At 67.9% G+C, this 19967-nt stretch carries 22 protein-coding genes; 16 read left to right on the top strand and 6 right to left on the bottom strand.

Translation table 11 applies throughout. The annotated features are described in order from the left end of the window. The first annotated feature begins 74 nt into the window (after window positions 1–74). The 10 genes from BLU09_RS12205 to BLU09_RS12160 all read left to right on the top strand — a co-directional run bounded on the left by BLU09_RS12205 (window position 75) and on the right by BLU09_RS12160 (window position 6278). Window positions 75–761 (top strand): flagellar biosynthetic protein FliO, encoded by a 687-nt coding sequence (locus BLU09_RS12205; RefSeq protein WP_090489473.1) that lies wholly within the window; start codon window positions 75–77, stop codon window positions 759–761. A gap of 11 nt (window positions 762–772) precedes the next feature. Next, window positions 773–1597 (top strand): type III secretion system export apparatus subunit SctR, encoded by an 825-nt coding sequence (gene sctR / locus BLU09_RS12200; protein ID WP_020477619.1) that lies wholly within the window; start codon window positions 773–775, stop codon window positions 1595–1597. Between the two features lie 12 nt (window positions 1598–1609). After that, entirely contained in the window at window positions 1610–1873 is a 264-nt protein-coding gene (fliQ, locus tag BLU09_RS12195; RefSeq protein WP_090489471.1) for a flagellar biosynthesis protein FliQ, read from the top strand. Further along, window positions 1870–2688: a flagellar biosynthetic protein FliR gene (locus BLU09_RS12190; RefSeq protein WP_090489469.1), complete on the top strand. Its 819-nt coding sequence runs from the start codon at window positions 1870–1872 to the stop codon at window positions 2686–2688. Before fliQ ends, BLU09_RS12190 begins: the two co-directional genes overlap by 4 nt. A 22-nt stretch (window positions 2689–2710) precedes the next feature. Next, the gene (gene sctU, locus BLU09_RS12185; RefSeq protein ID WP_090489467.1) at window positions 2711–3790 is read left to right on the top strand and encodes a type III secretion system export apparatus subunit SctU; all 1080 of its coding nucleotides are present in this window, start codon (window positions 2711–2713) and stop codon (window positions 3788–3790) included. Window positions 3791–3833: 43 nt separating this feature from the next. After that, the gene (locus BLU09_RS12180) at window positions 3834–4118 is read left to right on the top strand and encodes an EscU/YscU/HrcU family type III secretion system export apparatus switch protein (protein WP_011552525.1); all 285 of its coding nucleotides are present in this window, start codon (window positions 3834–3836) and stop codon (window positions 4116–4118) included. 47 nt (window positions 4119–4165) lie between these two features. Next, entirely contained in the window at window positions 4166–4645 is a 480-nt protein-coding gene (locus BLU09_RS12175; RefSeq protein ID WP_026113929.1) for a hypothetical protein, read from the top strand. A 4-nt stretch (window positions 4646–4649) separates the two neighbouring features. Next, window positions 4650–5126 (top strand): SycD/LcrH family type III secretion system chaperone, encoded by a 477-nt coding sequence (locus tag BLU09_RS12170; protein ID WP_011552527.1) that lies wholly within the window; start codon window positions 4650–4652, stop codon window positions 5124–5126. Window positions 5127–5219: 93 nt separating this feature from the next. Further along, complete coding sequence (locus BLU09_RS12165; RefSeq protein ID WP_090489465.1) at window positions 5220–5801, top strand: hypothetical protein; 582 nt, start codon at window positions 5220–5222, stop codon at window positions 5799–5801. 99 nt (window positions 5802–5900) lie between these two features. Then, complete coding sequence (locus BLU09_RS12160; protein WP_090489463.1) at window positions 5901–6278, top strand: hypothetical protein; 378 nt, start codon at window positions 5901–5903, stop codon at window positions 6276–6278. 196 nt (window positions 6279–6474) lie between these two features. Here BLU09_RS12160 and BLU09_RS12155 read toward each other — a convergent pair whose 3' ends face one another. Then, window positions 6475–6699 carry a hypothetical protein gene (locus BLU09_RS12155; protein WP_002640925.1) on the bottom strand — a complete coding sequence of 75 codons (225 nt, stop codon included), beginning with the start codon at window positions 6697–6699 and terminating at the stop codon, window positions 6475–6477. Window positions 6700–6963: 264 nt separating this feature from the next. Here BLU09_RS12155 and BLU09_RS12150 point away from each other — a divergent pair, with 264 nt between their 5' ends. Both BLU09_RS12150 and BLU09_RS12145 read left to right on the top strand, forming a co-directional pair. After that, on the top strand, window positions 6964–8130 hold the full coding sequence (locus BLU09_RS12150; protein ID WP_090489461.1) for a DUF1521 domain-containing protein: 1167 nt from the start codon (window positions 6964–6966) through the stop codon (window positions 8128–8130). 59 nt (window positions 8131–8189) lie between these two features. Then, a complete protein-coding gene (locus BLU09_RS12145) occupies window positions 8190–8696 on the top strand; it encodes a tetratricopeptide repeat protein (RefSeq protein ID WP_244171641.1) in 507 nt (168 codons plus the stop codon). Window positions 8697–8868: 172 nt separating this feature from the next. Here the strand turns inward: BLU09_RS12145 and BLU09_RS12140 are convergent, their stop codons facing one another. After that, window positions 8869–9093, bottom strand: coding sequence for a hypothetical protein (locus BLU09_RS12140; RefSeq protein ID WP_002640925.1), 225 nt, complete (start codon window positions 9091–9093; stop codon window positions 8869–8871). 257 nt (window positions 9094–9350) lie between these two features. Between BLU09_RS12140 and BLU09_RS12135 the strand changes: the two genes are divergently transcribed. Beyond that, window positions 9351–9815 (top strand): tetratricopeptide repeat protein, encoded by a 465-nt coding sequence (locus BLU09_RS12135; protein ID WP_090489457.1) that lies wholly within the window; start codon window positions 9351–9353, stop codon window positions 9813–9815. A gap of 52 nt (window positions 9816–9867) precedes the next feature. Here BLU09_RS12135 and BLU09_RS12130 read toward each other — a convergent pair whose 3' ends face one another. Beyond that, a complete protein-coding gene (locus tag BLU09_RS12130) occupies window positions 9868–10656 on the bottom strand; it encodes a carboxypeptidase-like regulatory domain-containing protein (RefSeq protein ID WP_244171640.1) in 789 nt (262 codons plus the stop codon). Window positions 10657–10887: 231 nt separating this feature from the next. Between BLU09_RS12130 and sctV the strand changes: the two genes are divergently transcribed. Further along, window positions 10888–13011 (top strand): type III secretion system export apparatus subunit SctV, encoded by a 2124-nt coding sequence (sctV, locus tag BLU09_RS12125; protein ID WP_090489453.1) that lies wholly within the window; start codon window positions 10888–10890, stop codon window positions 13009–13011. Between the two features lie 86 nt (window positions 13012–13097). Here sctV and BLU09_RS12120 read toward each other — a convergent pair whose 3' ends face one another. Next, entirely contained in the window at window positions 13098–14168 is a 1071-nt protein-coding gene (locus tag BLU09_RS12120) for an FHA domain-containing protein (protein WP_090489451.1), read from the bottom strand. Window positions 14169–14199: 31 nt separating this feature from the next. After that, window positions 14200–15138: a tetratricopeptide repeat protein gene (locus BLU09_RS12115; protein WP_090489449.1), complete on the bottom strand. Its 939-nt coding sequence runs from the start codon at window positions 15136–15138 to the stop codon at window positions 14200–14202. Between the two features lie 222 nt (window positions 15139–15360). On the opposite strand from BLU09_RS12115, the gene BLU09_RS12110 reads away from it, so the two are divergent. Continuing rightward, on the top strand, window positions 15361–15879 hold the full coding sequence (locus BLU09_RS12110) for an outer membrane beta-barrel protein (protein WP_186817721.1): 519 nt from the start codon (window positions 15361–15363) through the stop codon (window positions 15877–15879). Here the strand turns inward: BLU09_RS12110 and BLU09_RS12105 are convergent. After that, window positions 15845–16651: an RDD family protein gene (locus BLU09_RS12105; RefSeq protein WP_090489445.1), complete on the bottom strand. Its 807-nt coding sequence runs from the start codon at window positions 16649–16651 to the stop codon at window positions 15845–15847. The two genes, BLU09_RS12110 and BLU09_RS12105, sit on opposite strands and share 35 nt — an antisense overlap. 202 nt (window positions 16652–16853) lie before the next feature. Between BLU09_RS12105 and BLU09_RS12100 the strand changes: the two genes are divergently transcribed. After that, a complete protein-coding gene (locus BLU09_RS12100) occupies window positions 16854–19958 on the top strand; it encodes a cyclic nucleotide-binding domain-containing protein (RefSeq protein WP_090489444.1) in 3105 nt (1034 codons plus the stop codon). Window positions 19959–19967 lie beyond the last annotated feature (9 nt).

The following is a 19967-nucleotide window of genomic DNA, read 5'->3' as shown; positions in this document are numbered from 1 at the left end:
CGTGGGCCCGTGGCGGTCCTCCGGCCGATGCACTAGCCTCGCGCCCAGCCATGGCAGTCCTCCGTCCCCCCCTCATGCGCCTGTTGCTTGGTGCCGCGCTGGTGTTCGCGCCGCCCGCCGCCATGGCCCAGGCTCCGTCCACGTCCGCACCCGCCGTGAAGCCGGTGGTGCCCCCCGCGGAGCCTGCCCAGGCGCCGGCACCCGCGGTTGTTTCGCCCGCGACGCCAGCGCCGGCCGCTGAGAAGGCGGACCCCACGGCCGACGTCGAGTTGCTGGAAGCGGACCGGGCCCTGGACGCGGAGCTGTCTGCGCGCGAGTCCGCGAAGGCGGCCCGGAGCGGCGCGGGTGGGGACACCCTGTCGGAGTCCGAGGAAACGGACAGCCTGGGCTGGACGCTGGTGCGCACGCTGCTCGTGCTGGGCGTGGTGGTTGCGTCCATCTACCTCACGCTGAACGTGGGACTGCGCAAGCTGATGGGGCTCCAGGGGACGGCCGCGGGCCGTCAGCCCCTGGTCTCCGTGGTGGAGCGGCTGCCCCTGGACCAGCGCCGCAGCCTCTTCGTGGTGAAGGCCGCGGACGAATACCTGCTGTTGGGCGGCGGCGAGGGCGGCTTGCAACTGTTGTCGAAGCTGGATGTGGAGGCGGTGGAGCGCATCCGCGCGCAGCGCCCGCAGACGAATGCAGTTCCACTGAGCCCATTCCTCCAGAAGCTCCTCTCCCGCCGCAGTGGTGGCCCGCCTTCCCAGCCCCCCGGCTCCTGACGACCGTGCCCGTGAACCTCCCTTCCTCCGCCCGTTCCCGTCTCCCGCGCGTCCCGCCCTGGCTGTTCGCGGCCGTGGTCGCCGTTCATCCCTTCGCCGCGCTCGCTCAGAAGCGCGGGGGCGCGGCCATCCCCGACTCGGTGGTCAACGAGGCCGTCAACAGCGACTCGTTCGCCTCGCGCCCGCTCATCCTCATCCTGGCGCTCGCGGCCATGGGCCTGGTGCCCTTCGCGCTGATGATGGCGACCAGCTTCGTGAAGATTTCGGTGGTGCTCTCCATCGTCCGCTCGGCGCTGGGCACGCAGCAGATTCCGCCCACCCAGGTCATCACCGGCCTGGCCATCATCCTCACCGTCTACATCATGGCCCCGGTGGGCCAGCAGATGTACCGCGCGGCCGGCCTGGACATCTGGGCCAAGGGCCCCGGCGTGTTCTCCTCGGAGACGGTGGGCTCGATGCTGGGCGCCGCCAACAAGTCCAAGGAGCCGCTGCGCGAGTGGCTCATCAAGAAGGTCACCACCAAGGACCGGGCGCTCTTCTTCAACCTCGCCAAGAAGATGCGCAAGGGCGAGGACCGCGACGCCGTGGAGAGCAATGACTTCATGGTCATCATCCCGGCCTTCGTGGTGTCCGAACTCAAGGAGGCCTTCCAGATAGGCTTCCTCTTGTTCGTGCCGTTCATCGTCATCGACATGGTGGTGGCCAACATCCTGCTGGCGCTCGGCATGCACATGTTGTCACCGACCACCATCTCCATGCCGTTCAAGCTGCTGCTGTTCGTGCTCGTGGACGGCTGGTATCTCATCGCCAAGGGCCTGGTCGTCGGCTACCTGTAGGGAGAGGGCTCCATGAATCAGCTCACGTTCATTACCCAGGAGGCCCTGTTCCTGGTGCTCGTCGCGTCGGCGCCGCCGGTGCTGATGAGCCTGTTGGTGGGGTTCGTCATCTCCCTGTTCCAGGCCACCACGCAGATCCAGGAGCAGACGCTCACCTTCGCGCCGAAGGTCGTCGCCGTGTTCGGCATCCTGGCGTTGGCCGGCCCCTGGATTGGAAGCCAGCTGGTGCGCTTCACGTTCCACGTCTTCGACAGGTTCCCCGCGCTCATCAAATGAACGTCGCGGACCTCGTCGCAGAGCTGGGCACCCGGGCCAACGTCTCGGCCGTCATCTTCACGGTGGCGCTGGTGATGTGCCGGGTGATGCCCGTGCTCATCTTCAGCCCCTTCCTGGGCGGCGAGGTGGTCCCCACCGAGCTGAAGATGGGCATCGGGCTGACGCTCTCCATCGTCCTCTATCCCCTCATCGCGGGCTCGGTGACGTCCATCCCCCTGAGCGCTTTGCCGTACATCGCGCTGATGGCGAAGGAGGTGTTCGTCGGCTTCACCATCGCCTTCGTCGTCAACACGCTGTTCGAAGCCGCGCGCGTGGCCGGCAACCTGGTGGACACCATGTCCGGCAGCAACAACGCGCAGCTGTACGTGCCCCAGCTCGGGCAGCAGGTGACGCTGTTCTCCAGCTTCAAGGTGCAACTGGCGGTGGTGTTGTTCCTCACGCTGAACGGGCACCACCTGGTCATCGAAGCGCTGGCGGACAGCCTGGTGGCGGTGCCGCTGGATGGCTTCCCGCGCTTCCACGACGGGCCGTGGCCCTTCTTCGACCTGATTCTTCGCGTGTTCGCGGACCTGCTCCGGGTGAGCCTGGCGCTGGCCGCTCCGGCGATGCTGGCGACCTTCCTCACCGACGTGGCGCTGGGCGCCATCAACCGCGTGGCGCCGCAAATCCAGGTGTTCTTCATCTCCATGTCCGTCAAGCCCCTGGTGAGCGTGCTGCTCGTCTTCCTGGTGCTCGGCGCCCTGATGGACCGCATGCAGGGGGAAATGGTCGTCATGCTGCGGACCCTCAACCAAGCCCTGCGGCTCTTGTCCTGAGCCTCTTCATCCGGGACGCGCCATGTCGGACGAGAGCGGCGAAAAAACAGAAGAGCCATCCCAGAAGAAGCTGGATGACTCACGCAAGAAGGGGCAGGTCTGGAAGAGCAAGGACCTCAGCGGCGTGGGCGTGCTCCTGGTGGGGCTGGCCGCCGTCAAAGGCAGCTGGGACATGCTGGAGACGGAGCTGACGTCGCTCTTCCTGTTCTCCTTCGACCACCTGACGAACCCGGTGGACCTGTCGGTGGCCACCGGGCAGCTGCTCTACCTGGGCGTGCGCGCGGTGTTGCTGGTGTCGCTGCCGGTGCTGGCGGGCGGAGCCATTGTCGGCGGGCTGATGGAGTACCTCCAGGTGGGGACGCTCTTCACCATGGATCCGCTGATTCCGAAGATGGAGAAGCTCAATCCCATCCAAGGAATGAAGAACCTGTTCAACAAGAAGGCGATTGTTGAACTGCTGAAGAACCTCATCAAAATCTCCGTCACCGCCTACGTCGTCTACGGCGTGGTGCGTGACTCCATGCCCATGGTGGCCGAAACGCTGCGGCAGGACACGCGCGGCATCATGGCCATCATGGGAGAGCTGGTGACGCGCGTGGCCACGCGGGTGGCGCTCCTCTTCGTCCTCTTCGGCGTCTTCGACGTCTGGTGGCAGCGCAAGTCCTTCATGAAGGACATGATGATGACGAAGGAGGAGGTGAAGAAAGAGTACAAGCAGAGCGAGGGCGACCCGCACCACAAGGCCAAGCGCAAGGAGATGCACCAGGAGATCATGGAGGGGGCGCAGATGGAGGCCGTGCGCGAGGCCGACGTCATCGTCACCAACCCGGACCACGTGGCGGTGGCCCTCAAGTACGACCGGGAGAAGGATGGCGCGCCGCGCGTGCTGGCCCGGGGCATCGACTTCAAGGCCGAGCGCATCAAGGCCATTGCCCGCGAGCAGGACGTGCCCACGCTGCGCAACGTGCCCCTGGCCCACGCCCTGCTGCGGGTGGAGGTGGGGCACGAAGTCCCGGAGGAGCTGTACGACGCGGTCGCCGAGGTCCTCAACTTCGTCTACGGCTTGAAGTCCGGCCAGCCGGCCCCCGAGGGCCGCGCGTGAGGCGGCCGGGTGTGGCTATCATGCAGGGACAGCGGGGCCTCCCATGAGTGACGACGCCGAAATCGCCATCGCGTTGAAGTACGACAAGGAGAAGGACGGCGCGCCGCGCGTGGTGGCCAAGGGCATGCGGCTCAAGGCGGAGAAGATTCGCGAGATTGCCCGCGAGCACAACATCCCCCTCATGCGGAACGTGAACCTGGCCAATGCGCTCTACCGCGTGGAGGTGGGCCAGGAGGTCCCCGAGGAGCTGTATGACGCCGTGGCCGAGGTCCTGAACTTCGTCTACGAACTGCAACGTGAGCAGGCGGCCGCGGCTGCCAGGCGCTAGGGGGGCTGGACGTCCCCCACCCATCTGGAGTGAGGTTCGGTATCACGATGGCCAGAATCAACAATCCGCCTCCGAATACGTCCCTGTGGCCCTGGGGCGGTCCCCGCAGCGTCCGCGAGCGGCTCGTCGACCCGGCGCAGGTCGACCGGAAGAAGCTCCGCAAGACGGGCAACCCGAAGAACCCGGCGCTCGCGTCCGCGGCGCTGCTGGACTTCATCGGTCCGGCGCACTCCTCGGAGGAGCTCCGCCTGCCGCTGCCGCCGCACCCCGGCGGGCATGAGGCGGACCTGGAGCGGTTCAGCGACCGGCCCCACCTGTCCAGCGTGGCGGGCCGGGGGCACGAGGACCAGCGCCGGATGCTGGAGCGGGGCCTGGGGAAGGTGAAGGCGGCGCCCGACCGGCTGGAGCGGCTCAAGGCGCTGCTGCACCGCGAGTCCGCCATGCTCTCCCTGGTGGATCAGGTGAACGAGGAGACGAAGGAGATCATCCGCCGCATGTGGGACGCGCAGAAGGACGAGGGCTACTAGCGTCATGGCGGCCCTGGACCCGGATGATCCGAAGGACGAGGCGAAGCTGGACACGCTCCTGCAGCGCTGGGCGGATGGCAAGGCCACGCTGCGGGACGTGCGTGGCTACTCGGACGAAGAGCTCTACGCCATCGCCAAGACGGCCTACTACTTCTTCTATCAAGGCCGGGTGAGCGAGGCGCGCACGCTCTTCCAGGGCCTGTATGCCGTCAACCCGACGGACGCCTACTTCGCCAAGGCCCTGGGCGTGGTGGAGATGGCGGCTGGGAACGGGCAGGGGGCGCTGGCGGCCTTCGACGTGGCCGCCAAGCTGACGCCGCATGATCCGTCCGTCTACGTGGGGCGCGCGGAAGTGAAGCTGGCCATGGGCCAGAAGCCCCAGGCGCTGGAGGATCTACGCCGGGCGGCGGCGATGCAGCCGGGGGATGACCCCGTGGTGCGTAAGGCGGCGGCCATGATCTCCGCCTTGAGCCGCCGCTGACGGCCGCATTTCACATCCGGAATCGATTGTTCTTCCGGGGAGTCTGGTAGGCTGCCCGACGCTCAATTCTTCGTCGTCAGGGAGGTCGTTGACATGTCGAACCCGAATCCTGATCCGCGCGTTCCCGCCCAGATGCCTCCGGAGGCCCCGCCCGAACTGGTCGCCAAGCGCGAGCGTCTCGTCACCGAGTTGGAGAACCAGGCGAAGTCCGCGACGGGTACGTTGCAGCAGGTGATGCGGAAGATGTCGGCGCTGCTGGGCAACACCAAGCCCGGTGCTTCGCTGAGCTTCCAGCTCTACCAGGACGTGAAGGACGCCTTTACCCGGCACCTGAACGAGGCGACGAAGACGCCGGCCCTGGCCACCATGCCGCCCGTGCTGGTGGAGTCCGTGGAGTGGATGCAGGCGTACCTGAACGCCCGCGGCTTCTCCACCGACGAGGCCGCTGCCGCCGCGCCCGCCGCCACGGCGGCTCCGGCCGCCGCGCCCAAGGCCCCCGCCGGGCCGGGTGGTGCGAAGGACGCCTTTGAGACGAGCAGCAAGAAGCACGCATCGTTGACGGGGGACGTGCCGCCTCCGCCGGCCGCGCCGCCGGACGTCAAGGCCGAGCAGAAGGACCTGGAGTCCTTCAAGGCCTGGATGAAGAACCCCAGCCTGGGCAAGCTGAAGGGCTAGTCGCACAGCGTCGGCGCCTGGGCCCGAAGGACGCAACTTGGGGCCTGGCGCCGACGATAACTCCCTCGAGACGTTCTTTTCTTCCGAGGAGATTTCCCCGTGACCACCAAGATTGCGAACAACGCGCCCGCGACGACGCGCAAGTCGACGACGACGACCCCCGAGGCCCAGAAGCAGGCGTGGGAGGGCGTGCTGAACTCCGCCGTGGACCGGATGAACGAGCCGGAGATCAAGGGCAGCCTCCAGTACCTGGGCGAAGGCCGGATCAACACGGTGAAGGAGAAGGTCCAGGGCGAGATGGAGGCCTTCCTCAAGAGCAACCCGAACGCCTCCGCCGACGACGTCAAGTCGCACGCCGAGTCGACGACGAAGAAGCACGAGACGAACGCGATGTTCCAGAAGATGCGGGACGACAACTTCTTCGGGAAGCTGATGAGCCGTCGCAAGGAGCTCCTCAAGGACATGTGGGGCGAGTAGCCCCACCGCGAGCGGCCCTGCCGCGCGCCTGTCCTTGAAGCCGCCGCCCGGGTCTCTGACCGGGGCGGCGGTTTTGCTTTGCGGGGTGCTGGGGAAGGGGCGTGGGCGGCGCGGCGAGGCGCTCGAGCCCGCAAAAGCAAGGAGCCGGCATCCCGAGAGGGAAGCCGGCTCCGAGAGTCGCGCTACAGCGGCAGGATTAGATCTTGCCGATGACGGACATCGCGATCTCGTTGAGCTTCTTCATCAGGTTGGCCACGAAGGCGGTGGCCTCCTGCTGCTTCTGGAGCATGAGCTGCGCCTCGGCGCGCTCACGGTCCGGACCCGTCAGGCCGGAGAGGGACTTCTGCTCGAGGGCGGAGAGACCCTGGCTGGCTCCGAGGGCCTTCGTGGCGGCGGCGGCGGCGGTGGTGGCGGTGGTCATGGCGTTCTCCAGAAAGTTTGGGAAGCGGGTGGTTTGCGGCGGCGCTGCTTACAAAAGGATTATGGGAGAAAGGGGGCCGGAAGTTTCCTCGGGATTTTCTGATTCTTTTTCCCGCCCTGGCAAGAGGTGCCCCCGCCCCGTGTGATCGGCTCGTACCTTCTTTTTAAGAAAAGCGACGCACCGAGGCGAAACTCCCAGCGCTGAACACCGAAAATCACGGTGAAGCAGCATCGAACATTTCCCCCTCCTTAGGGAGCACCGAATATGTCGAACGGCATCGGCGGAGTTGGCGGTAACCGGCAACTCGCCACGACGCAGGGCGCGGGCAACGTCAACACCTCGACGATCGCGCGCAACGCGCAGCTCATCGAGTCGACGCTGAATCTGGTGGAGAAGGCCGTTGACCTGGCGGGCAAGGCGGTGAACGTCGCCGGCAAGGCCGTGGATCAGATGTCCCAGGCCGCGGCCTCCACGAAGCAGGCGGGTGCGACGGGCACCAACGCCGCCTTCCCCGCCGAGCGTCCCAACCCCCTGGACGCGGTGCGCGAGGCCCACTCCCTGAAGGTGGAAGAGGGCACCGGGAAGATCACCACCCCGGGTGGCTACACCATCGAGCAGCTGGGCCAGTTCGAGTGGCGCGTGACGGGGCCGGACGGCAACAACACCCGCGTCTGGGGTGATCCGCACGTCGACGAGAGCGACGGCGGCAAGTTCGACTTCAAGCGTGACACCTCCTTCGTCCTGGGCGACGGCACCCGCATCAACTGCACCTGCAAGCCCTGGGGCAACGGGATGACGGTGACGGGCCAGTTGGACGTCGTCTACGGCGACAGCCACGTGCGCGTGACGGACATCGACAAGGGCAAGGGCAAGGTCGGCCAGGTCACCAACAAGGGCATGGACGAGGTCGTCCGCTTCCACTCGAACCAGTCCGCGGACGTCTTCCACATGGGGCAGAACGCGGCCGACTGGACGTTCCATGGCAAGGAGATTGTCGGCCACGAGAACGGCGGCGACGTGCACAAGGTGGGCGAGGCCGTCATCACCGAGCGGCGCACCATGGCCTTCAACTACTCGGCGGCGGCGGACTCCCCCGCGGCGGGTGAGGTGGCCCAGAACTGGGACATGAACACCAACCTGCCCCAGGTGAAGCCGCTGCCCTGGGACATGAGCAGTGGCAAGCCCGAGCTGAACAAGCTGAACGAGACGTTCGACTCCATCAGCAAGGTGTTCGACCAGCTCAAGAACACCAACGCGAACGGCTTCAACCCGTTCCGCAAGGCGGACGACCTCTTCGGCGCCTACGACAAGAACCAGCACAAGTCCGGGCTGACCCAGTCCTTCAAGGCGCTGGGTGACATGTTCGGGACGCTGGAGAAGCTGTCCAAGCTGAATGATATGGTCCGCTTCCGCGGTCCCCAGTCGTTCTAGCCGCTGGACGTACTTCATCGGGCCAGGTGGGGGACTGCCTGGCCCTGCTCGAGGCTGTCGTGAGTGACTCCGCCCCCAGGGGTGAAAAAGAGAAGGTCGTCGTCCCGGAAGCACTCGCCGAGGCGGTGATCCGCGGCGAAATCACCCTGGGGCAGTTCCTCAACCTCTCCAACACGCAGCTCTACGCCTGGGCGGACAAGGCCTATCAGCTCCTCCAGGCGGGCAGCTCGCAGCAGGCCCTGCAGATCTTCCAGGGCCTCGTGGCCGCCTCGCCCACCGACGCCGTCTTCCACGCGCAGCTCGGGGCGACCCTCATGACGCTGGAGCGCTTCGACGAGGCGTTCGACGCCTTCCGGCTGGCGCTCCAGTTCAACGACGGCCACGTGGACGCGCTGGTCGGCCGGGGGGAAATCCAGCTGCGCCGGGGCAATGTCCCCGAGGCGCTCGCGGACCTCAGCAAGGCCATCCAGCTGGACCCGGGCCTCAAGCGCCGTGCCACGCAGCGCGCCCACGCGACGCTGCGCACCCTCAAGCAGCAGGCCGACCAGGCGAAGAAGTCCCGGTAGGCCCCAGGGGGGCATGCCCCTTTTCATCGCAACACGCACCAGGCCCGGGCCGCGCGAGTCGTCGCGCAGTCCGGGCTTCGTCGTTTCGGGTGAGGCGCTCGAGCCCGCAAAAGCAAGGAGCCGGCATCCCGAGAGGGAAGCCGGCTCCGAGAGTCGCGCTACAGCGGCAGGATTAGATCTTGCCGATGACGGACATCGCGATCTCGTTGAGCTTCTTCATCAGGTTGGCCACGAAGGCGGTGGCCTCCTGCTGCTTCTGGAGCATGAGCTGCGCCTCGGCGCGCTCACGGTCCGGACCCGTCAGACCGGAGAGGGACTTCTGCTCGAGGGCGGAGAGACCCTGGCTGGCTCCGAGGGCCTTCGTGGCGGCGGCGGCGGCGGTGGTGGCGGTGGTCATTTGCGTTCTCCAGGAAGTTTGGGAAGCGGGTGGTTTGCGGCGGCGCTGCTTACAAAAGGATTATGGGAGAATGGGGGCCAGAAGTTTCCTCCCCATTTTCTGATCCATTTTTTCGCGCCGGCGGCGCGAATATCGCTTCCGAAGTGGCGCACCGTTTTGGTGGAAAAGCCGATAACAGTCTAAGCTCCCGGCGCCCGGAACCGCTTGCCCTACCGGCTCCGGGGCCGTCCTCCCGCCCTCGTGAGGGATGTGTGCAGATGACGACTGAATCCAAGGCAACGGTGACCAACGACGACGTGAAGCCCCTGTCCGGCCCGGAGATGCTCGAACGGGCCACGGAAGGCTTCAACCTCTTCCAGGACGGCCGCTTCCGTGAGTCGCTGACCTTGTTCCAGTCCCTGGCGGCCATGGACCCCACCGAGGCCTACTTCCAGACGGCGCTGGGCGCCTGCCACCTGGCGCTGGAAGACCTGGACCTGGCCGAGTCCTACTTCAACCGCGCCATCGAGCTGGACCCCTCCGACCTCACGCCCTTCGTCAACCGCGGGGAAGTCCACCTGCGGCTCGGCAAGGTCCACGAGGCCGCCCGGGACTTCAATCACGCGGTGGGGCTGGATCCCGAAGGACAGGATCCGCTCAGCGCCCGGGCCCGGATGCTGGCCGCCGCGGCGCTGGAGAGCGCCGAGGAGTCGCCGTCCTCTGAATCCGACGGCGCGGCGTAGGCGCGGGCGGGGCCACTCGAAGGCCCCGGCCCGCCTTCCCTGGCCCTTGGGCTCAGGGGAACTTCAGCTCCACGTCCAGGCGGTACAACCCCTCCATGACGGGCTGGAAGTCGGCCGTCACGGATTCGGCGTAGGTGCCCTGGTCCTGCACGCGCACCAGCAGCGGCCGGACGGCCTGTCCCGGCGGCGCGTAGCGGCCCGTCACCGTGTAGCGCCCCAGCGGGAGGTCCGGGAGGCCGAAGCCGTCCGGCGTGTTGGTGCCCCGGGCCGTCACCGGCGTCCCGGCGCTGCCGTCCACCAACGAGCCCACCGGGGTGAGCGTCAACTCCACGTGCTCGCGCTGCAGGGCTTGATCCGGGTCGGCCGGATCCACGTAGTCCGTCAGGTTGAAGTAGACGCCGCTGCCGTAGGCGCCGCCCTCGGGCTTCGCGCCGGTCAGCTTCCAGCTGAAGTCCCGGACGGCGCCCTCGTTGCCCGCGAAGGGGGTGGCGTTGCTGGGGTGCAGCTCGAAGGTGTAGCTGCGGCCGTTGAAGTCGCGCTTGAGCCGCGCGCTGGCGTTCCAGGTGGTGGCCGCCTGGCCCAGCTCCAGCCGGTAGGTGCCGTCCGCGCCCGTCACGCCCACCACATTGGAGTCGTAGAGGACCTGATTGTCGGCCACCACCTCCACCCCCGCCAGGGGCTTGCCCGCGGTGTCCGTGGCCTTGCCCTTGACGACGTTCTTCTCCCGCTCGCCAGAGGGGCCAGGGCCGCTGGGGCCGCCGTCCGAGCAGGCCGAACAGGCCAGGGACGCCCCCAGCAACATCAGCGGAAGACCCCTGCTCAAGGCATTCTTCAGTCGCATCGTGTTCTCCCAGGTTTCGTGTGACCTGCCCCGGCCCTCCAGGACGGCAGGGCACGACAGGGGGATGAACCCGCGTGACGGGGCGCGGTGCAAGAACGAATGTCCACTTCGGTTGACTGCCCGGCTGCTTCCGCCCGGGGGAGAACGACGGGTTTCGCCGTGGGGAGGGGCCCTTCGCGACGCCCCCCCTGACAGAAGGCACCCGGGTTGGCCTAGGATGCCTGACCGCTGATGGCTGCCACCAATTCGAACAGCTTCCTCTCCAAGTACTCCGACATCGTCCTCGCCGTGGTGGTCGTGGCCATCGTCGGGATGATGATCGTCCCGCTGCCCACGCTGCTGCTGGACGTGCTGCTGACGCTGAACATCAGCATCTCGGTGGTGCTGCTCCTCGTATCCCTCTACGTGCCAGCGGCGCTGCACCTGTCGGTGTTCCCGACGCTGCTGCTCATCACCACGATGTTCCGGTTGGCCCTCACCATCTCCACCACGCGTCTCATCCTCCTCACCGGTGACCCGGGAGAGGTGGTGGTTGCGTTCGGAAACTTCGTGGTGCAGGGCAACTTCGTCGTCGGCGCCATCCTCTTCATCATCCTGGTCATCGTGAACTTCATCGTGATTTCCAAGGGCTCGGAGCGCGTCGCCGAAGTGGCCGCCCGCTTCACCCTGGACGCGATGCCCGGAAAGCAGATGTCCATCGACGCCGACCTGCGGGCCGGCTCCATCGACCAGGACCAGGGCAAGAAGAAGCGCCGCGACCTGGAGCGTGAGAGCCAGCTCTTCGGCGCCATGGACGGCGCCATGAAGTTCGTGAAGGGCGACGCCATCGCGAGCATCATCATCACCGTCGTCAACATCGTCGGTGGCCTCATCATCGGCGTGACGCAGAAGGGCATGTCCGCTGGCGACGCGGCGCAGAAGTACACGCTGCTCACCATCGGTGACGGTCTGGTCGGCATGATTCCCGCCATCCTCGTCTCCACCTGCGCCGGTATCATCGTGACGCGCGTGGCGGGTGAGGAAGAGGGCAATCACCTGGGCATGGACATGGGCTCCCAGCTGACGGCCTACCCGAAGGCCATCGCCATCGCCGCCGGCATGCTCATCGTCCTGGGCCTGGTGCCCGGTCTGCCCAAGATTCCCTTCTTCCTGCTGGGCATCGGCGCGGGCCTGGGCGCCTGGACGATGCTGAAGAAGCAGAAGCAGGCCGTGGAGGCGGAGGATGCCGGCCCGGCCATGGAGACGGACCTGGGCACGCCCATGGCATCGGAGCCCGCGCCCAAGGAAGCCCTCAATCCGGACTCCGAGCTGTTCATCCCCGTCGTCACGCCCATCGTCCTGGAAGTCTCCGACGCGCTGGTCCCCTTCGTGGACTCGCGCCAGGACAACGGGAAGTTCCTCTTCGAGCTCATCCCGTTCATGCGGGATGGCCTCTTCGTGGAACTGGGTGTGCGCTTCCCGGGCGTGCGTGCGCGTGGCAACGGCTCGCTGCCGCCGGGCGCGTACCAGATTCAAATCAACGAGGTGCCCGTCGTCACCGGCCAGGCCACGCTGGGCCACGTCCTGGTGAACGACACGGTGGACCGGCTGCGGCTGATGAACATCCAGGGCTTCGAGGCGGTGAACCCCGCCACCCGGCAGCCTGCCGCCTGGGTCCCCGAGCAGTACCGCGACACGCTGGAGGCCGCCGGCCTCACGACGTGGGACGTGCCCGGCTACATCATCCTGCACACCGCCGCCGTGCTGCGGCGCAACGCCCGTGAGTTCGTCGGCGTGCAGGAGACGCAGACGATGCTGGAGCAGTTGGAGAAGGCCTTCCCCGCCATCGTGAAGGAGGTCGTCCCCAAGGTCGTCAACGTGCTGAAGCTGACGGACATCCTCCAGCGCCTGGTGGAGGAGGAGATCTCCATCCGTGACTTGCGCGGCATCCTCCAGGCCCTGGCCGAGTACGGGCAGGTGGAGGCCGACAACGTCATGCTCACCGAGCATGTCCGCGCGGCCCAGCGCCGCTACATCTCCCACAAGTACGCGCGTGGCACCGGCACCCTGGTGGTGTACCTGTTGGACCCGAACATCGAGGACGCCATCCGCGGCTCGGTGAAGCGGACCTCCGCGGGCGCGCACCTGGCGCTGGAGCCGGAGCTGGCGCAGGAAATCGTCCAGGCCGTGCGTTCGGAGTGTGGCCACCTGCCGCCCAGCGCGCAGCGGCCCGTCATCCTCACGGCCATGGACATCCGCCGCTACGTCCGCAAGCTGCTGGAGTACGAGTTCAACCCGTCGTTCTCCGTGCTCAGCTACCAGGAGCTGTCGCCCGAGCTGAACATCCAGCCCGTGGCGCGCATCTCCACGCGATAGCCGCGGATGGCCCTCCGCCCGCGCGTGACAGGGACGCGCGGGCGGCAGGAAGGTCCTCTCCTGAGGGCAGGGGCCTGCTCGCGACGCTAGGCGCCCGCGAGCACGGCAATCATCAGCACCAGGAAGACCAGGCCCACCACGCTCATCACCACGAGGGGCACGAGCTTGCCCTTGTCCTTGAGCGCCGCCATCGCGCTCGGCTGGGCGGGCTCATCCGGCATGGGGTACTCCGCCGACACCGGCGGGGGCGGCTCTTCGGAGACCTGCTCCTCGGGCGGGGGCGCGGGCTCCTCGGCGGGTGGCTCTTCCGGCGCGGGCGCGGGCTCCTCGGGCGGAGGCGCGGGCTCCTCCTCCGGCGGGGGCTCCACGGGCTTGGGCTCCGGGCGCGGACGACGGGGCGAGGGCGGAGGCGGAGCCTTGACCTCGGCGGCGAGCTGAACGGGCTCCTCGGCCGGCTCGGTGGGGTCCACGTACAGGAAGCGGGTGGCGCCCACCTCCAGCTCGTCCCCGTCCTTGAGCTGCCGGCGGTTGATCCGCTTCTTGTTCACCTTGATGCCGTTGCGGCTGCCCAGGTCCTCCACGTGTGTCCCGGACCAGTCGCGGCGCACCTTGGCGTGCTTCCGGGAGACCAGGTCATCCTTGAGGATGATGTCCGCGTCCTTCTCGTCGCGGCCCAGGATGACTTCCTTCGCGTCCCCCAGCTCGATGCGCTCGCCTTCGCGGGGGCCGTTCATGAAGCGCAGGTAGCGCTCCTCGCCGCCGCCGGCCAGGCCGCGCATGGCGTCCTTCACCATGCCCCGGGCGATGAAGGACGTCTTCTCCCCGCCAGATTCGGGGTTCAGGTCCATCACCCGCTCGAAGCGGACGTCGAACGTGGCGATGGCGATGACGTCGCCGTTGCGCAGCAGCCGCTTCTCGCCCTTGGGCACGGGCTTGCCGTTGATCTGCGTGCCGTAGGAGCTGCCCAGGTCCTCCACGAAGAAGAGCGGCCCGTCCTGGCAGATGCGCGCATGGTTGCGCGACACCGCCTGCTGAGCGAGCACGACCTGGCAGGCCTTGTCGCGGCCCAGGGTGATGACCGCGTCGTCGAGGACGAACTCGGTGCTCTGGGCAGCGCCGGCCTCGCTGCGCTGCGTGACGGTGAGACGAACGCTCATCGAGAAGGAGGGGAGTCGGGAAGGCGGGACATCAGAACGTCGCGTCGCTCAGGAATCTCTCACACGTCTGGTACTCCGTGGGGAATTCCTCAGACGTCCCGTACTTCAGGAAGTTCTTGCAGGCGATCTGCGCGTGTTCGCGCTTGTGGGCTTCGAAGAAGAGTTCGTAGAGGCCGTAGTGGCAGGCGGCGTACTTCGCATCCAGCTTGACGCACTTGCGGTAGGTGGCCTCTTCCTCCGCCAGCAGGCCCTTCTCGCGGTACTGACGCGCGAGCATGAAGAGCGCGGGCGCGGAGTTCTCCGCCTGCTGCGTGTCCTTGATCTCCTTGAAGGCCGCGTCGGTAAGGGCCGCCTTGCGCTGGGCCAGGGACAGGTTGTTGATGCAGCTGCTGTTGCTGGGGTCCAGCTGGGCGCAGTTGGCAAAGGACTCGCGCGCTTCCTGGAAGCGGCCCAGCTCCATCAACGCGGTGCCCAGGTCGTGCCACAGCAGGGGCGAATCCTGGACCAGTTGCGTGGCCCGGGCGAGGTGCTCGCCGGCCTCGTCGTATTCACCCTCCGAGTAGGAGATGATACCCAGGAGGTGGTGCACGTCGGAGATGCCGGGATTGACGGCCAGGATTGTGCGCAGCTCCTTCCTGGACTCGTCCATCTTCCCCATCTTCATCAGGGTGAGTGCCAGATTGTAGCGCGACTCCAGGTTGTCCGGGTTCACCTTGAGGGCTCGCCGGAAGTTGTCGTGCGCCTTTCCGTACGCGCCTTCCTCCATGTAGATGGCGCCGAGGTTCTGGTACGCCTGGAGGTGTTCCTGGTTGTAGCGCAGGGCCTTGATGAAGTGCTTCTTCGCGTCGTCCTTCCGGCCCGAGGACATGGCGATGATGCCCTTGTTGGACCAGAGGTCCGCGTACTGGGGGGAGAACTCCAAACCCAGGTCGCAGAACGTCTCCGCGCGGGCCAGGTCGCCCTTGGCCATCTCTTGCGCGCACAGCTCGTTGTTGATGAGCGCCCGCTCGTGAGGCGGTGGGGTCCGAACGCAGGCGACGAAGGGCAGGGCGGAGACCAGGGACAGCGCAGCAACAAGTCGGCGGACACGCATGGCGGGGCGAGTGTAGGAGAGCGCCCGCGCCCAGGCAACGCCCGGAGTGGCATGAATCCAGGCTGTTTTCCGAGGGTTACGCCGGTAGAGTGGCGGCCCATGCGTACCCTGCTCTGCACCCTCGGCTTCACCCTGGCCCTGCTGTCGGCCAGCCCCGCGCATGCCCAGTTCGCCAACCGCAGCCTGGGCTTGTCACTGGGCTACATGGACTTCAACCGGACGAACGGCCTGGATGACGCGTTCTTCGTGGGCGTCGACGCCAGCCTCTACATCGAGAACGGCTTCGAGGTGGTCTCCCTGTCGAAGATTGCGTTCCCACGCGACACCACGGACCGCAACGAGAAGCGCGTGGTGGGCCTGGCGCCGTCCATCGGCATCCGGTACCTGCTGATGGAGGAGTCCATCCGCCCCTATGTGGGCTCGGACCTGAGCTACCTCATCGTCTTCAAGAACAGCGTCAGCAACTTCGTGGGCATTGGCCCCAACGTCGGCGTCGACTTCTTCGTGTCGGACTCGGTGAGCGTGGGCGCGCGCGCGCAGTACAACTTCTACATCGCGCTCAACGAGAAGACGCAGCGCACGCTCACGCTGTCTGCCGGCGCTGCGGCGTACTTCTAGGCTGTCCCTTCGGCGGTAGCAGGGCCGCGGCCACCAGCAGCGCCCACTTCTCGTCGGAGAGGTGGGGTGGCTTCTCCATGGCCAGCACGTCCTGCAGCCTTGCTCCCAGCGCCGCGAACAGGCGGAGCCGCGCCTCCATGCGCAGTTCCTCACGGCGCAGGGCCGCTGTCAGCACCACCTCCCGCTCCTCGCTGGACAGGCGCTTCACGCGCGACACGAAGAGCGGATCCGCCAGCAGCCCTTCGTCGCCGGGCATGCCCAGGGCGGAGGGCACCTTCAGGCGCCGCTCGCGCACCACCAGCGTTCCCGCCAGCATGTCCCCCAGCCGCTGCTGGGAGCCAGACACGAGCGCGGTGAGCCCTCCCACCAGGTAGAACAGGGGCAGCCGGTCCACCGGACGCGCCAGGTTGCGCAGCGCCGCGTGGTAGAAGCCGATGCGCACGCCGCTCTCCTGGATGACCCGCAGCGACATCACCCGCTTGCCCACGGTGCGTCCGCTCCACACCGTCTCCAGCGTTATCGCGTAGCCCCAGTCCACCAGGAAGTAGATGACGATGGACAGCGCGCTGGCGAAGCCCGGGAAGGCGAACATCACCAGGCTGAGCGACGTCAGGATGGCGCCGGTGAGCAGCGTGACGATGACGGCGTCCAGCATCCACGCAAGGAAGCGCGAGTACAGGCCCGCGAGCGTGAAGCGGAACTCCACGTACTCGGGGGTGAGCACCGTGTGGGTGCCGTCCAGCAGGGTGTCGGTGGCGGTCGTCACCGACACAGTCTAGCCGCGGCGGCGCACGTGCGGGCGGCTCGAGGCACATTCATCGCGGCTCCAACGATTTCAGTGGGGGCGGCGGAAGTCGGGTGAAGGTGTCGAAAGTGACTTGCCCGCAGCCCGGAGGGCAGGCGGGCGGCACCTCGCACGACAGCGCTATTCTTGGGGCGAGAGGGCGTGGGGTAGTCTGCCGCGCACTCGCACCGTGCTTCCCTCCGACTCCTCATCATGGAACCGCCGCCTTTGGCCGGCGGCAGCCTTTCAGTTCGCGCTCATCGCAGGGGTGACGCAGCTGAAGACGGCTTCCAACGCCCTGGTGCTGTCGCGCTTCGAGTCCCAGGCGCTGCCGTACCTGTACCTGCTGGGCGCGTTGATGACGGCGGCCATGACGGTGCTGCCGCGCTCCAAGCCGGGCTCGCCCTTCGAGTCCCCGGGCCTGCTCACGGGTATGGGCGGCGTGGTGGCCTTGGTGCTGGCGGCGGCCCTGTCCGCGGGGCAGCGCATGCCCGCACTGGCGCTGTACCTCTTCGCGGACACCTTCTCCACGTTCGTGTCCTTCCGCTTCTGGGGCCGCATGGCGGCCGCCTTCGACGCGCGTGAGGCGCGCCGGGCCTTCACCGCGCTCAACGGCTTCGCCATGGGCGGAGGCATCGCCGGAGGTCTGCTGGTGCAGGGCCTGGCGGTGAAGCTGGGCACGCCAGCCATCGTGGTGAGCGGCGCCGTGGGCCTGCTGGCCGCGGGCGCCATCTTCCACCACCTGTACAAGGGCCTGCCGCCCACGCCGCCGCGCGGCCGCCCCGCGTCCTTCCTGGGGCTGCGCTATCTGGCGGAGAGCCCCTACGCCCAGGTGCTGGCGGCGCTGGGCATCGCGTTCGCGGTGCTGTCGTCGTTCGTGGACTACCTCTTCCGGCTGCGCCTGGAAGGCACGCTGAGCGAGGATGCGCTGACGGCGCTCTTCGGTTCGCTCCAGCTCTGGATTGGCTTGTTCTGCGTGGCCTTCCAACTGCTGGTGGCGCAGCGCCTGCTGAAGCGGCTGGGGCTCTTGCGCTACGTGGCGATGGTGCCGCTGGTCCTGGCGCCGCTGGCGGGCGCGGCGCTCGTCACCCCCAGCTTGTGGCCGGTGCACATGCTGCGGCTGGTGGAGACGGCGGTGAGCTACTCCATCCTCCCGGTGGGCATCCAGTTGCTCTACACCGCGGTGCCGGACGACCAGCGAGAGGGCCTGCGCGCCACGGTGGATGGGCTGCTGCGCAAGGGCGGCGTCGTGCTGGCCGGTCTGTTGCTCATTGGCGCGGGACGCGCGGCCAACGGCGTCACCATGGCGGTGGCGGTGGTGGGCATGTGCGCGGCGCTGGGCCTGCTGCTGGTGCGGCTGAAGTCCGCGTACGTGGCCGCGCTGGGCGAGCAGGTGGGGGCGCCCGAAGAAGAGGACGTGGCGCTGGAGGGCGAGGAGGAGCAGCGGCTGCTGGCCGAAGCCCTGGCGGCCCCTTCTCCGGAGCGGGTGCTGCGCGCGGTGGCGATGATGGAGCAGGCGGAGGTGCCGCTGCGTCCGCACCTGCCCGCGCTGCTGCGTCACCCGCACGAGCGTGTGCTGGAGCGCGGCGTCTCCCTGGCGCTGGAGCTGGAGGCGCACGAACTGGCGCCGGTGCTGGAGCGGTTGGTGGAGGAAGGGCCGCGTCGGCCTCGGGACCAGGCCGTGTGGGCCCTGGCGCGGTTGTCACCGGAGCGGGCGGAGCGCTTGCTGCCCGCGCTGCTGAACCACCCGGACGTGGGCCTGCGCTGCGCGGCCATTGGCGCGCTGGTGAAGTCAACGGGGAGCGCCGTGGCGCTGGACGCGCTGCGGGCGATGTTGTCGCGCGGCGAGGGCGCACCGGTGCCCGAGCGCCGCGAGGTGGCTCGGCTGCTGGGGCGCATCCAGAACTCACGCTTCGCGGAGCCGCTGGCGCGCTATCTGGAGGACGCGGACGGCTCCGTGCGGCACGTGGCCCTGGTCGCGGTGGGCAAGGGCGGCTACGTGGAGCTGGCGCCCCGGCTGCTGCCGTTCCTCACCTGGCGGGAGGAACGCAAGGCGGCGCGCGAGGCGCTGGTGGCGCTGGGTGACGAGGTGACGCCGCTGGTGGAGGAGCAGCTCAACAAGCGCATGGCGCCGCTGGCGATGCGGCTGCAACTGCCTCGCGTGCTGCGCGGCATCGGAACACCGGCGGCGCTGGACGCGCTGCTGTTCTCCAACGTGCGCGACGACGCGTCCCTGCACTTCCGGATTGGCGCGCAGATGTCGCGCCTGCGCGATGAGCACCCCGAGCATCCCGTGGACGTGGAGCGCGTGCGCGAGGCCCTGGGCCGGCGTCGGGAGGTCTACCGCAACCTGGTGGGCGCCTTCCGCGACCTGCGCGCGGCGCTGGGGGATGGCTCGCTGCTCACGCGCGCGGTGGGCGACCGGATGGACCAGGCGTTGGAGTTGTCCTTCTTCCTCCTGGGGCTGCTCCATCCGTCGCACGTGATGCGCGGCATCCACTACAACCTGGTGGGGCCGGACCTGCGCCGTCGCGCGTTGGCGCTGGAGCTGTTGGAGAACCTGGTTGACGAAGAGGACCGGGAGCTGGTGATGGAGCAGGTGGAGGCGCACCACCGCGAGCTTCCACCCGGCGCGCCCGGCCGGTTGTGGCGGCGGCTGGCGGCGCTGGTCCAGAGCGAAGACGGCGTGCTGCGCGCGTGTGCCCGCCATGTGGCGTGGGTGAACGGGCTGCACGTGCTCCCACAGGAAGGTGACATGAGCGACAGGACAGTCCAGCGGATGTTCGCGCTGGAAGGAGTGAGTGTCTTCTCCCAGTGCGACGTGGATGACATCGCCGCCATCGCCGCCGTGGCCCGCGAGGCGTCGTTCCGCGCGGGAGAGCGCATCTACGCCCAGGGCGACCCGGGCGACGCGCTCTACGTCATCGTCGACGGCGCCGTGGATGCCTTCCACGACGGCGAGCACGTGCTGCGCTTCCAGGGCAAACAGGCCTTCGGGGAGGTGAGCCTGCTCGACGGCGCACCGCGTCCCACGGACATGGTGGCCGCGGTGGACACGCGGGTGCTCATCATCGACCGGCGTGACTTCTTGGATTTGCTCGCGGACCGGCCGGAGCTGCTGACGGGCTTCTTCCGCGCGGTGAGCCTGCAGCTCCAGGCGCTCATCGACCTGCCGGACTCGCGCGAGACGGGCGAGCGGCTGGAGATGACGGCGCCGCTGGGCCCCCTGGCGCCGCCGCTGCCGGATGGGCCGGCGCCGGATGGAAACGACGACCGCTCGCGCGACGACTCCTGAGCCGAGCGG

Origin of the sequence: Myxococcus virescens (assembly GCF_900101905.1) — a bacterium.
Classification (GTDB): Bacteria; Myxococcota; Myxococcia; order Myxococcales; family Myxococcaceae; genus Myxococcus; species Myxococcus virescens.
The sequence above is the reverse complement of the archived record's forward strand: the minus strand, read 5'-3'. Positions and strand labels throughout refer to the sequence as shown.